This is a genomic window from Stenotrophomonas sp. 8(2023) (genome assembly GCF_030345295.1).
GTDB lineage: Bacteria > Pseudomonadota > Gammaproteobacteria > Xanthomonadales > Xanthomonadaceae > Stenotrophomonas > Stenotrophomonas muris.
Genome location: NZ_CP128404.1, coordinates 2,268,123 through 2,280,158, shown reverse-complemented (window position 1 = coordinate 2,280,158; position 12,036 = coordinate 2,268,123). Strand labels below are relative to the sequence as shown.

The following is a 12,036-nucleotide window of genomic DNA, read 5'->3' as shown; positions in this document are numbered from 1 at the left end:
CTAGCGGCCCCCATAGCGCGCCGCCCAGGGGATCTCGCCGCTGCACGAATCGAGGTGCCCGGTGCGCATCACGCAGTACAGGCGGGCATCCGGGTCCGCACTGGCAGCAATGTAGTCCAGCGCCTCGGCGAGCATGCGGATGAACTGCGGCTCGGGATAGAACGCCGCCCAGGTCGGCAGCATTTCCTCCAGTTGCGCGATCATCAGGTCGATTTCCAGATGCGTGCTCACTGCCTGGCCCTCCATGCAGCCACGTTAGCAACCACGCTGCAAGCAGAGGGTCGCGGTTTGCACAGGCGACGCAGGCATCGTGTCCATGCGGCACTCACCCCGTCTTGATCCTCACCGCGGCACTGCCACGCACGTGAGCATTTCCTGCACGGGCACGCCACCGTCGTTTCACCCGGCAGGGCGTATCAGGGAAGGCTCTCCGATGAACCTGCAAGGATCCTTTTCATGGCCGACCCGTCCCCGCGCGCCAGCTTATGGTCAGCTGATTCCGATCCGCACGGCTTCCGCCCTCTCGCCGGGGCCACGCGCGCGGACGTGCTCGTGGTCGGTGCAGGCATGACCGGCCTGTTGACCGCCGCCCGCTTGGCCGACAGCGGCCTGGATGTGGTGGTGGTGGATGCCGGCCCCATCGGCGGACGCAATACGGTGATGTCAACCGGCAATCTTTACGCTCCCGTGTCCCGGCTGGCAGACCTGATCGCGCGTTGGGGCGGTGACACGGCACGTCGTGTCGTGCAGTGGCGGCAACACGCGCTGCGTTCCATCGAAACACTGGTCCACCGCTACGATCTGCACTGTGGCTTCGAGCGCGTGGCCATGCAGTACGGCGTGCAGGAGCGTTCGCGCGAGGCCACGGCGCAGTTCGAACGCGAGCTCCAGGCCTACCAACGCGTTGGCCTGCAATGCGAGCACCGCCAATCCGGGCTGCCGTTCGCCTTGGGCCACGCTTTCCGCGTTCCCGACCAGGCGCAGCTGCATCCGGCGGCGTTCTGCAGGGAACTGGCCCGTCATCTGGTGGGCCGCGTGCGCATCCACGACTGGACCCGGATCACCCGCATCGAGGCTTCAGCCGGAGTGGCGACGGCCCCTGGTGCCCGCATCCATGCCAGGCGCTTTGTGCTGGCCACCCACTCGCCAGCAGGATTCAACCTGGTGCAGGCCGAGATGGAGGTGTACCGCGAATACGGCGTAGCGGTACCGGTGGCCAATCCGCCAGCGGCAGGCATTCACTGGATCGCCGACCGGCACCGCTCGCTGCGCGGGGTGCATGGCGCTGATGGCCGCGACTGGCTGGTGCTGGTCGGGGAGACACATCGCACTGGCGAAACCCCGGCGATGGATCCGGCCCAGCATCTGGTCGCCGACGCGCGTCGCAACTTCAGCGTGCAGGGCGAGCCGCTGTGCTGGTCCGCGCAGCAGTTCCGGGCCGCGGATCAGCTGCCCTACATCGGCAGCAGCGCGCACGACAATGTATGGGTCGCTACCGGCTATGGGCCGGACGGATTGACCTGGGCGGGCGTGGCCGCGCGCGCGATCACGGAGGGAATCACGGGAACGACCAGCGAGATCGAGCAGCTGCTCAGCCCCATGCGCTTTACTCCGCTGCGCTCGGCTGCAGGCTGGGCCCGCACCAACGCCACGGTTGCGCGGCACATGGTGGGCGATCGCCTTGGAACCGCGTCGTCGCGCGCTCCCAGCGAGCTGGGCCGCGGGTGCGGTGCGCTGCTGGACGTGGGCGGAGAGCGCACCGCGATCTACCGCGATGATGATGGCCAGCTGCACGCAATGTCGGCGCTGTGCCCGCACCTCAAGTGCGTCGTCCAATGGAATTTCCATGAACGCACATGGGACTGCCCGTGCCACGGCAGCCGCTTTTCCGCCACCGGGGCCCTGCTGGAGGGCCCCGCCAGGCAGGGCCTCACACCGGCATCGCTGTAGGCCGCCGCCGCAAAGGTGACCTCAGGCTTAGGCGGTTGCATCCGCTTCGCAGGGCATGCAGCGCTCCTTCTTGGACTTGATGTCCGCCGCGGTCTTCGCCAGTGCCTCGTAGCGCTGGCGTATCTCTTCAAGATGGGCCGGCTCCATCGATTCCAGGTTCAGCAGCTCCTGGTTGGCGTCCTTGCTGACCCGGATCAGCTCGTCCAGCTTGATGTGCAGCGCAGCGGTGTCAGCGTTCTGGGTATGCTGGATCAGGAATACCATCAGGAACGTCACGATGGTGGTGCCGGTGTTCACCACCAGCTGCCAGGTGTCATTGAAGTGGAAGGCCGGGCCGCTGGCGGCCCAGGCGATGATCACCCCCAGTGCCGCGACGAATGCCCCAAGACTGCCGGACAACCGCGCCGTGGCCGCCGCGACGCGTGCAAAGCCGCGCCGGATCACTGCTCACCTCCGCCGGCCTCCTCATCCGTCCGGCGGTCTGGCAGTTTGACCCGCTCACCCAGGCGCGCGGCCTGCTCGTCGGGCGTCGGGGCTGCGACGAAGGGCGAGATCGGGTCACTGGCCGGGAACGTCTCCTGCAACGCCTCTTCATGATTGCGATGGTTATGCAGCTTGGCCTGAAGCGGGCTGACCGGATCGGTGCGCTGTGCTTCCGGGTCCGGGTGGGGCAGGTCTTTCTGATCGCGTTGCATGGTGAATCTCCAGGTTGGGTCCCACTGCCGTAGTGGCGGGCCCAGCATAGGAGCCGCACTGTGAGCGGCTGCATCAAGGGTGCGGCAACGTGGCGTCAAGCCTTCAGCCAATGCAGGTTAACAATCAGGCGCGTGGCGCGGTTGGCGTCGGTCACCTGTGTTCCGACGCTGCACACAATCACACATCCCCTCACTCCATTCACCCTGCAGCAGCGACAATAGCCGCCCGTGTGCGCATGCATGTATTCCACTCATTGGCAGCAGGATCGCGAAGATGTCCACCCCCCCCTTTGGCGAGTCGTCATGCGCTGCCGCGGCCAGCGGCTGCATCGAGGTCCGCGGCGCACGCGAGCACAACCTGAAGAACGTCGACGTCTCCATTCCACGCAATGCGCTGGTGGTGTTCTCCGGGGTATCGGGTTCGGGCAAATCCTCGCTGGCGTTCGGCACGGTCTTCGCCGAGGCCCAGCGGCGCTACTTCGAATCCGTCGCACCGTATGCGCGCCGCCTGATCGACCAGGCGGGCGTGCCCGACGTGGATGCCATCGACGGCCTGCCGCCGGCGGTGGCCCTGCAGCAGCAGCGCGGTGCCAGCAACGCACGTTCATCGGTGGGCAGCGTGACCACGCTGTCCAGCCTGGTACGCATGATGTATTCGCGTGCAGGCGCGTACCCGGCCCACCAGCCCATGCTGTACGCCGAGGACTTCTCGCCCAATACGCCGCAGGGGGCCTGCAGCACCTGCCATGGGCTGGGCCACGTCTACGAAGTGACCGAAGCGCTGATGGTGCCGGACCCGTCGCTGAGCATCCGCGAGCGCGCCATCGCCTCCTGGCCGCCGGCCTGGCATGGCCAGAACCTGCGCGACATCCTGGTCACCCTGGGCTACGACATCGACGTGCCGTGGAAGAAGCTGCCGAAGAAGGACCGGGAGTGGATCCTGTTCACCGAGGACACGCCGACCGTGCCCGTCTATGCCGGCTTCACGCCTGCCGAGACGCGTGCCGCACTCAAGCGCAAGCTGGAGCCCAGTTACATGGGCACCTACACCGGCGCCCGCCGCTACGTGCTGCACACCTTCGCCAACACTCAGAGCGCGCTGATGCGCAAGCGTGTCTCGCGCTACATGGAAGGCAAGCTGTGCCCCGCCTGCCAGGGCAAGCGACTGAAGCCCGAAGCGCTTTCGGTCACCTTTGCCGGTGTGGACATCGGTGAATTCATGCGGCTGCCGCTGGATCAACTGGCCGGGCTGCTCGAGCCCATCGCGCAGGGTGACTTCAGTGCACACAGCCACGGCGCACGCACCCGCAGGAGTGCGACGCCCCGCGATCGCGCCAAGCGGGCAGCCACTGGCCGTGCGACCCACGAAGGCGCGCCCGATGTGCGGCTGACCTCGGCCCTGTCGGAGGAAAAACGCCTGGCCGCGCAGCGACTGGCGGGTGGGGTCATGGCGCGGGTACGGCAGCTGCGCGAGCTGGGCCTGGGGTATCTCTCGCTGGATCGCGCCACGCCCACGCTGTCGGCCGGCGAACTGCAGCGCCTGCGGCTGGCCACACAGCTCAGCTCGTTGCTGTTTGGTGTGCTGTACGTGCTCGATGAGCCCTCGGCCGGCCTGCATCCGGCCGACAGCCAGGCGCTGTACGACGCGCTGGACCGGCTGCGCGATGGCGGCAACTCGGTGTTCGTCGTTGAACACGATCTGGAGCTGATGCGACGTGCACAGTGGCTGGTGGACGTGGGACCGCAAGCGGGCGAGCACGGCGGGCGCGTTCTCTACAGTGGCGAGCCCGACGGCCTGCGCCGCATCGAGGACTCGCGCACCGCGCGGTACCTGTTCGACCAGGTGCCTGCGCCTGCCAGCCGGCAACGCAGCGCCGACCGCTGGCTGGAGCTGAAGGGCATCCACCGCCACAACCTGCAGGGCGTGGACGCGCAGCTGCCGCTGGGAGTGCTGACCGCAGTGACCGGCATTTCCGGATCGGGCAAGTCCAGCCTGATGGCGCAGGCGCTGCCCGAGCTGATGCTGCTGCACCTGGGGCACGAGCCCGTGGACGACAGCGCCGACAGTACGCCCGAGGACGGGCCAACCGTGATCGAAGCGACGCGGGGCCAGCTTGCCGGAGCCGTGGATGCCATCCAGCGCGTGGTGCAGGTGGACCAGAAACCGATCGGCCGCACGCCACGCTCCAACCTGGCCACCTATACCGGCCTGTTCGATCACGTCCGCAAGCTGTTCGCCGCGACCCCCGACGCGCGACGCCGCCGCTTCGATGCAGGTCGCTTCTCGTTCAACGTGGCCAAGGGCCGGTGCGAGACCTGCGAAGGCGAGGGTTTCGTCAGCGTCGAACTGCTGTTCATGCCCAGTGTCTATGCGCCATGCCCCGCCTGCCATGGCGCCCGCTACAACGAGGCCACGCTGAAGGTGTTGTGGAACGGCCGCAACATTGCCGAGGTCCTGCAGATGACGGTCGACCAGGCACAGGCATTTTTCGCCGGTGAAGAAGCCATCGCGCGGCCGCTGCAGCTGCTGCAGGAGATCGGCCTGGGCTATCTCAGGCTCGGCCAGCCGGCCACGGAGCTTTCAGGGGGCGAGGCGCAGCGCATCAAGCTGGCGACCGAGCTGCAGCGCAGCCAACGCGGCCGCACGCTCTATGTACTGGACGAACCCACCACCGGCCTGCATGCGTTGGACGCAGACAGGCTGCTGGTGCAGTTGCAGCGGCTGGTGGACGCGGGAAACACCGTGGTGATGATCGAGCACGACATGCGTTCTGTCGCACAGGCCGACTGGGTGATTGACGTCGGCCCGGGCGCAGGCGGCGCAGGTGGAACCATCGTGGCGAAGGGTACGCCACGCCAGGTGGCCCGCGCCAAGGACAGCAGGACGGCGCCGTTCCTTGCCAGGGAACTGGCGCTGTAGCGACGTCATCCCCGGCTATCGCACTCCACCACGCCGGGCAGCTGCACGCCGTTCGCCGATCAGGCGCCGCTCACATAGCGTGGCGCCGGCTGCGCGAGCGAAAGGCCCGGTGCCATCGCCTTGCGTGCGTGCTCGAAGGCGTCCCACTCAGCGATGTCCGGAAGCGCGGGAATGGTCACAAGTTCACCCTGCGCCAGCCCGGCCAGGGACGCGTCCACCATGTCTTCGGCGCTCATCACGATGCCCTGTGGCAGGTGCTCCACCGGCAGGCCGGAAAGGTGCCAGAAGTCGGTTGCGGTGGCGCCCGGCAGGACGACCTGGACACGCACGCCCTTGTCGGCCAGCTCATGGTGGAGCGACTGCGAGAACGCCAGCACGAACGCCTTGCTTCCCGCGTAGACCCCGTTGAGCAGCTCCGGTGCCAGCGCGACGATGGAGGCGATGTTGATGATCGTGCCCCGGCCACGTGCCACAAACACCGGCGCTGCAGCATAGGCCAGGCGCATCGCGGCGTTCACGTTGAGCGTGATCATGCGCTCCATCTCGCCGATGTCCGACTGCAGCAGGGGCGCCGTAGCGCCGATGCCGGCATTGTTGACCAGCACCTGGATATCCGCTCGGCCTTGAATGACCTTTTCAACTTCGGCACGCCCGTCGGGGATGGTCAGGTCCGCGGCGATGATGTCCACCGTGCGGCCGGTGCTGCGGGCCAGCGCCTCGGCCAGTTGGCGCAGGCGGTCGGCGCGTCGCGCGACCAGGATCAGGTCATGGCCGGCGTGGGCCAGGCGATCGGCATAGATCGCCCCGATGCCGGACGATGCGCCAGTGATGAGTGCGGTGCCGTGATGGGTAGGGTCGTTCACAGAGGTCAGTCCGAACCGGCGAACGTCGCCGGGGTCAGGGGAAATCTAGGTCGGCTTGTACGTGTCGTAAATGTCGTATATACCTCGTTTACGGCCACCCCTGAAAAACCGTCATGCCCAGTGTTGGATTTGTCCTGCCCGCCGGATTCCAGACCATGGCGATCGCCGCGGCGTCCGCCTTCGAACTGGCCAATGCCACCGAAGGCGCGCGCCTTTACGATCTGCACATGCTGTCCGAACAGGGCGGGCTGGTGCCCAGCTCGCTTGGCATGGCCATGCAGACAGCGCCGCTTGCGCAGCAGCCGCTGGATACCATGATCGTGGCCGGCCTGCTGGAGCCAGCCCCGTCCAGCGGCGCGCTGATCGATCCGATCCGTCACGCGGCCGCACGCACGCGCAGGACCGCGTCGGTGTGCACCGGCGCGTTCCTTCTCGGCGAAGCGGGGTTGCTGGACGGGCGCCGCGCCACTACGCACTGGTTCCACGCACGTGCGCTCAGGCAGCGCTTTCCCGCCGCGCAGGTGGAGGAAGACCGCATCTTCATCACCGATGGCCCGATCTGGACCTCCGCCGGCATGAGCGCGGGGCTGGACCTGGCGCTTGGCATGATCGAGCAGGACTTCGGTGCGGATCTGTGCAGGGCGGTGGCCCGGAAGCTGGTGATCTACCATCGGCGCGGAGGCGGGCAGTCCCAGCATTCGGTGCTGCTCGAGCTGGATGCCCGGTCTGATCGCATCCAGAACGCGCTGACCTTTGCACGCCGCAATCTGCGCGCCACCTTGTCGGTTGAAGAACTGGCGCAGGCCGCGCATCTGAGCACCCGCCAGTTCAGTCGCGCGTTCCGCGAGGAAACCGGGCAATCCCCCGCCAAGGCAGTGGAGGGCCTGCGGGTGGAGGCCGCTCGCGTGTTGATCGAGCAGAGCCGCTACACGATGGATGAAGTGGCGACTGAAACGGGCTTCGGTGATACCGAACGCATGCGACGTGCCTTCCTGCGCGCCTTCGGCCAGCCCCCGCAATCGCTGCGGCGCAACGCACGGGGCGGGGCGGACTGAGTGTTCGTGGCTGGATTCATGGGATGATGCACCACTGCGCCCGACTGCCACTACATGCACACACTGACCGATCCCCACCTGCTGAATGACATCGCTGAGATCGGCCGTATTGAAGCAGTGCCGCGCATCCTTGAAACCGTCGCCCATATCACAGGCTCAAGATTCACCGCGATTGCCCGGGTGACAGAAACCACGTGGACCGCCTGCGCCACCCTGGACACCCTGGGGTTCGGGCTCGTTCCGGGCGGGCAGCTGGTCCTCGAAACCACCCTCTGTGACGAGATCAGGCAGTCATCGACCTCCGTGGTGTTCGCGCACGCCAGTGCACATCCGCTGTATTCCAAACACCATACGCCCAGGATCTATGGGCTGGAGAGTTACGCCTCCGTGCCGATCCATCGGCCGGATGGCAGTTTCTTCGGCACCCTGTGTGCCATTGATTCGTCGCCGGGCAACTTCGATGAGGCGCATGTCCAACGATCCATGGAGCTGCTTGCCGACCTCGTTGGCAACTACCTCGACAAAGAGGATCAGCTGCTGGAGGCAGAGACAGCCCTTTCAACGGCACAGCGTGTTTCCGATCTGCGCGATCAGTTCATCGCGGTGCTGGGCCATGACCTCCGCAGCCCGCTGCAGGCCATCAGCGTGGCCGCCGATTCACTGGAACGTGAGGCAACTTCCGAGCGCCAGCAGCGGATGCTCGCGCACATCGCCGCCGGCGTCACCCGGATGGATGGCCTCATCGGTGATGTGCTTGATTTCGCCAGGGGGCGGCTGGGAGGAGGCATTCCGGTCTCGCTCCAGGAAAGCCACACCTTGCAGGCGGCGCTTGAACAGGTTGCAGAAGAAGTGGCGATCGCTACCGGTCGGCAGGACATCAACGTCCAGATGCGGATCGAAGGTGGCGTGGTCTGCGACACCGGCAGGCTGTCGCAGCTGCTGGCCAACCTGCTGACCAACGCAGCCCAGCACGGCGAGCGCTCCGCCCCAGTCACGCTGAGGGTTCAGGCCGCATCCCATCGCCTCACGCTGGATGTGCATAACGCCGGCTGCATTGCGCCTGAGCGGCTGGGGACGATTTTCAGCCCGTTTTCGCGTGAGCAGGGCGAGCTGCCCAGGCCAGGGCTCGGCCTGGGCATCTACATTGCATCGGAAATTGCCAAGTCCCACGGCGGCACACTGGACGTGCAGTCGAGTGAGAGCGACGGCACCGTGTTCACATTCCAGATGCCGACCGCGGCGCGTCCATGAAGGTGGGCGCCAGGCAACAGAAGGGCTCCGGCACCGCGCCGGAGCCCTGGCCACTCACTTTTCCTGCAGGAACGTCAGCAGATCCTGATTGACCTTGTCCTTGTGGGTGTCGGTCAGGCCATGCGGCGCACCCGGGTAGACAATCAGCCTGGCGCCCTTGATCAGTTTCGCTGACTGGCGGCCAGAGATATCGATCGGCACGATCTGGTCGTCGTCACCGTGGATCACCAGGGTGGGGACATCGAACTTCTTCAGGTCGGCGCGGAAATCGGTGGCCGAGAACGCGGCGATCGAATCGTAGGTGTTCTTGTGGCCGCCCTGCATGCCCTGCGCCCACCACGCATCGATCAGCCCCTGCGACACCTTCGCACCGGGGCGATTGAAGCCATAGAACGGGCCCGACGGAATGTCCCGGTACAGCTGCGCGCGGTTATCCATCTGTGCCTTGCGGATGCCATCGAACACTTCGATCGGCAGGCCGTTGGGGTTGTCGGCGGTCTTCAGCATGAACGGCGGCACCGAGCTGATCAGCACGGCCTTCTTGACCCGGCCGGTGCCATGCCGGCCGATGTAGCGCGCCACTTCGCCACCACCGGTGGAGAAGCCCACCAGGGTCACATCGTGCAGGTCCAGTGTGTTGATCACCGTGGCCAGGTCATCGGCGTAGTGATCCATGTCGTTGCCGTCCCACGGCTGGCTGGAGCGCCCGTGGCCGCGACGGTCATGCGCGATGACGCGGTAGCCATGGTTGGCCAGGAAGATCATCTGCGACTCCCAGCTGTCCGAATTCAACGGCCAGCCATGGCTGAAGGTCACGACCGGGCCGTCCTTCGGGCCCCAGTCCTTGTAGTACAGCTGCACGCCGTCGGCGGTGGTGATGTAGCTGGCAGTGCGCGCGATGGCGGTGACCGGAGCCGGCTTGGCCGGTTCGGCGGCCTGCGCGGACAGGCCGGCCTGGACCGAGAGGGCGAGGGCGGCAACGGCCAGGGTACGGGCGAAGGTGTTCATGCGGAAACTCTCATGGGTGGGTGGTGAGACGTACTTTGCGCCTGCAATCAGGCGTCCGGGTGATGAAGTGTCCGGATTTCTTGATAGATCGTCTTGCATGGATGTGCGCACACCAATCGCTCGCGATCGCCTGTTGACAGAGTAGAACGCTCGTTCTACCTTGCAGCCATGAGCAAGCTCACCACCGACCAGAAGATCCTGGCCACGGCCGAGGCCCTGATCTACCAGAACGGGATCCACGCCACCGGCATGGACCTGCTGGTGAAGACCTCGGGCGTGGCGCGGAAGAGCATCTACCGCCACTTCGAGAACAAGGACGACGTGGCCGCCGCTGCATTGAAGGCGCGCGACGTGCGCTGGCTCGCCTGGTTCCGGGATGAGTGCGAGAAGGCGGACAGCCCGGAAGCACGCATCCTCGGCATGTTCACCGTGCTCAAGAACTGGTTCCAGTCCGAGGGCTATCGCGGTTGCGCCTTCATCAATACCGCAGGGGAGGTCGGCGACCCTGCCAATCCGATCCGGGAAATCGCGCGGAATCACAAGCAGAAGCTGCTCGATTACACGCGGGAACTTACCGAACAACTGGATGTGGAGCAGCCGGCGGACCTGGCCCGTCAGCTGCTGATCCTGATGGAAGGCGCCATCACCCTGTCGCGTGTGATGGGTGATTACAGCGCCGCAGACACCGCGAAGGATGTCGCGAAGCTGTTGTTGGAACAGGCCAAGCGTTAGCGCCTGGGTACGCCAGATCCTTTGAAGCAACCCGTATATCCATTTCGATTGGAGGTCTCCCCGTGTCCGCAGAACAGCCCCGTCCGCCACTTCCTCCGTTCACCCTTGAATCGGCCATGCAGAAGGTGCGTCTTGCCGAGGATGGCTGGAATTCCCGCGATGCCGACAAGGTGTCGCTTGCCTATTCGCTCGACACCCAGTGGCGTAACCGTGCCGAATTCACCAACGGCCGGGAGGAAGCCCGGCAGTTCCTGGCACGCAAATGGAACAAGGAACTCGAGTACCGCCTGATCAAGGAGCTCTGGGCCTTTACCGAAAACCGCATTGCGGTCCGCTATGCCTACGAATGGCACGACGACTCCGGCAACTGGTTCCGTTCCTATGGCAACGAAAACTGGGAATTCGGCGAGGATGGCCTGATGCAGCGCCGCTTCTCGTGCATCAACGACCTGCCGATCAAGGAAAGCGACCGCAGGTTCCATTGGCCGTTGGGGCGTCGCCCGGACGATCATCCGGGGTTGTCGGAACTGGGTATGTGATTCCCGCTGAGGCGCCTTCCGAAGCGCGCTCAGGCACGATGGGGCGGCCGGCATCTGCGCCGGCCGGGGCAGGGGCGCAATGGACATGCAGGCAAGGGGCGGAGTCGATCCGCCGGCAACGACCGATTCGCAGGAACTGACATTCCACTGGCTCTATCAGCGGGTGCAGGGTTTGGTTGAGCACAGCATCTATCCGAAGGCGGGCAGGGTGGAGACGTGGGCGTTTCGCATCGGCATGGGTGCGGCGATCGTCGGCATTCTCACTGGCCAGCTTCCGGATCGATGGCTGCCTGTCGGCGCAGTGCTGCAGGTGGTTGTTGCCTGCCTGGCAATCGAAATTGGAGGGTTCATTGCCGGGGGCGTCCTGGCCGCCCGCAGGGGCATTCGCCAGTTCAGCCAGCCTCGGCTCTCGCACGCGCGGGAGATGGATGGCGATTTCGCGCACTGGCAAGCGGTGGTGACCGAGCTTCGCGGATTTCCGCGCGTCCAGCGCGAGCGGCGCCTCAAGTACGTCAGTCACCTGCGCACAAACATGATTGAGCGCATGGGCATGATGTATGGCGGGCTGCAGCGGCTTGGACCATTCCCGCTGTTGATTGCCCTCTACCTGCAGTTCCGCGGATGGAAATGGGGCGACTGGGCGGGCGCTTTCGATGTTGGATTGCTAGGCGCACTGCTTATCTTCGCCATGGTGCTGCTGCACCTGCTGGGCTGGATGCTGATCGGCCTTCGCACCAGGCTGGATACCTACGTGGCATTGTTAGAGGGCTCTATCCACGAGCCCGAACCCTCGAAGCCAGCGCCGTGAGGGATAAACAGAACTGTGAGCCATCCAGTGAAGCATACGCATGGCTCAAGAGTGCCGCGCTGAAGAGTAAAAGTCGCGGTTGCCTGCATTGGTCGGATCGTACATGTCGCCGACTTCACAGGCCTGTACCCCGCAGATGGGCATAGTGCCTCTTGGGTAGTGTGAGCGCGTCCATCCAGCCACGGGATTTTCCCGAACGCCAGGAGGTCACTGTG

At 65.5% G+C, this 12,036-nt stretch carries 12 protein-coding genes; 7 read left to right on the top strand and 5 right to left on the bottom strand.

The window, feature by feature from the left end; all coding sequences use genetic code 11:
- Entirely contained in the window at positions 1–231 is a 231-nt protein-coding gene (locus tag QP609_RS10715; protein ID WP_014647166.1) for a hypothetical protein, read from the bottom strand.
- A gap of 225 nt (positions 232–456) precedes the next feature.
- Here QP609_RS10715 and QP609_RS10710 point away from each other — a divergent pair, with 225 nt between their 5' ends.
- A complete protein-coding gene (locus QP609_RS10710) occupies positions 457–1,950 on the top strand; it encodes an FAD-dependent oxidoreductase (protein WP_197620856.1) in 1,494 nt (497 codons plus the stop codon).
- Positions 1,951–1,977: 27 nt separating this feature from the next.
- Here the strand turns inward: QP609_RS10710 and QP609_RS10705 are convergent, their stop codons facing one another.
- A complete protein-coding gene (locus tag QP609_RS10705; protein WP_053494309.1) occupies positions 1,978–2,394 on the bottom strand; it encodes a low affinity iron permease family protein in 417 nt (138 codons plus the stop codon).
- Positions 2,391–2,645, bottom strand: coding sequence for a hypothetical protein (locus tag QP609_RS10700; protein ID WP_049407341.1), 255 nt, complete (start codon positions 2,643–2,645; stop codon positions 2,391–2,393). Before QP609_RS10700 ends, QP609_RS10705 begins: the two co-directional genes overlap by 4 nt.
- 274 nt (positions 2,646–2,919) lie before the next feature.
- Between QP609_RS10700 and QP609_RS10695 the strand changes: the two genes are divergently transcribed.
- The gene (locus QP609_RS10695) at positions 2,920–5,565 is read left to right on the top strand and encodes an excinuclease ABC subunit UvrA (RefSeq protein ID WP_197620857.1); all 2,646 of its coding nucleotides are present in this window, start codon (positions 2,920–2,922) and stop codon (positions 5,563–5,565) included.
- A 59-nt stretch (positions 5,566–5,624) separates the two neighbouring features.
- Here QP609_RS10695 and QP609_RS10690 read toward each other — a convergent pair whose 3' ends face one another.
- A complete protein-coding gene (locus QP609_RS10690) occupies positions 5,625–6,428 on the bottom strand; it encodes an SDR family oxidoreductase (protein ID WP_197604594.1) in 804 nt (267 codons plus the stop codon).
- Between the two features lie 155 nt (positions 6,429–6,583).
- On the opposite strand from QP609_RS10690, the gene QP609_RS10685 reads away from it, so the two are divergent.
- Both QP609_RS10685 and QP609_RS10680 read left to right on the top strand, forming a co-directional pair.
- Entirely contained in the window at positions 6,584–7,483 is a 900-nt protein-coding gene (locus QP609_RS10685; RefSeq protein ID WP_229653766.1) for a GlxA family transcriptional regulator, read from the top strand.
- Between the two features lie 54 nt (positions 7,484–7,537).
- Complete coding sequence (locus QP609_RS10680; protein ID WP_134808863.1) at positions 7,538–8,734, top strand: GAF domain-containing sensor histidine kinase; 1,197 nt, start codon at positions 7,538–7,540, stop codon at positions 8,732–8,734.
- A 54-nt stretch (positions 8,735–8,788) separates the two neighbouring features.
- Here the strand turns inward: QP609_RS10680 and QP609_RS10675 are convergent, their stop codons facing one another.
- Positions 8,789–9,742, bottom strand: coding sequence for an alpha/beta hydrolase (locus QP609_RS10675; RefSeq protein WP_049407332.1), 954 nt, complete (start codon positions 9,740–9,742; stop codon positions 8,789–8,791).
- Positions 9,743–9,910: 168 nt separating this feature from the next.
- Here QP609_RS10675 and QP609_RS10670 point away from each other — a divergent pair, with 168 nt between their 5' ends.
- The 3 genes from QP609_RS10670 to QP609_RS10660 all read left to right on the top strand — a co-directional run bounded on the left by QP609_RS10670 (position 9,911) and on the right by QP609_RS10660 (position 11,821).
- Positions 9,911–10,474, top strand: coding sequence for a TetR family transcriptional regulator (locus QP609_RS10670; protein WP_197620858.1), 564 nt, complete (start codon positions 9,911–9,913; stop codon positions 10,472–10,474).
- A 116-nt stretch (positions 10,475–10,590) separates the two neighbouring features.
- Positions 10,591–11,013 carry a nuclear transport factor 2 family protein gene (locus QP609_RS10665; protein WP_289213761.1) on the top strand — a complete coding sequence of 141 codons (423 nt, stop codon included), beginning with the start codon at positions 10,591–10,593 and terminating at the stop codon, positions 11,011–11,013.
- 79 nt (positions 11,014–11,092) lie between these two features.
- Complete coding sequence (locus tag QP609_RS10660) at positions 11,093–11,821, top strand: hypothetical protein (protein ID WP_197620860.1); 729 nt, start codon at positions 11,093–11,095, stop codon at positions 11,819–11,821.
- Positions 11,822–12,036 lie beyond the last annotated feature (215 nt).

What these genes read in the sequence shown, in the direction of transcription:
- QP609_RS10710 (WP_197620856.1), top strand. Translation starts at nt 457, where the DNA reads ATGGCCGACCCGTCCCCGCGCGCCAGCTTATGGTCAGCTGATTCCGAT.
- QP609_RS10700 (WP_049407341.1), bottom strand. Translation starts at nt 2,645, where the DNA reads ATGCAACGCGATCAGAAAGACCTGCCCCACCCGGACCCGGAAGCACAG.
- QP609_RS10695 (WP_197620857.1), top strand. Translation starts at nt 2,920, where the DNA reads ATGTCCACCCCCCCCTTTGGCGAGTCGTCATGCGCTGCCGCGGCCAGC.
- QP609_RS10685 (WP_229653766.1), top strand. Translation starts at nt 6,584, where the DNA reads ATGGCGATCGCCGCGGCGTCCGCCTTCGAACTGGCCAATGCCACCGAA.
- QP609_RS10680 (WP_134808863.1), top strand. Translation starts at nt 7,538, where the DNA reads ATGCACACACTGACCGATCCCCACCTGCTGAATGACATCGCTGAGATC.
- QP609_RS10675 (WP_049407332.1), bottom strand. Translation starts at nt 9,742, where the DNA reads ATGAACACCTTCGCCCGTACCCTGGCCGTTGCCGCCCTCGCCCTCTCG.
- QP609_RS10670 (WP_197620858.1), top strand. Translation starts at nt 9,911, where the DNA reads ATGAGCAAGCTCACCACCGACCAGAAGATCCTGGCCACGGCCGAGGCC.
- QP609_RS10665 (WP_289213761.1), top strand. Translation starts at nt 10,591, where the DNA reads ATGCAGAAGGTGCGTCTTGCCGAGGATGGCTGGAATTCCCGCGATGCC.
- QP609_RS10660 (WP_197620860.1), top strand. Translation starts at nt 11,093, where the DNA reads ATGGACATGCAGGCAAGGGGCGGAGTCGATCCGCCGGCAACGACCGAT.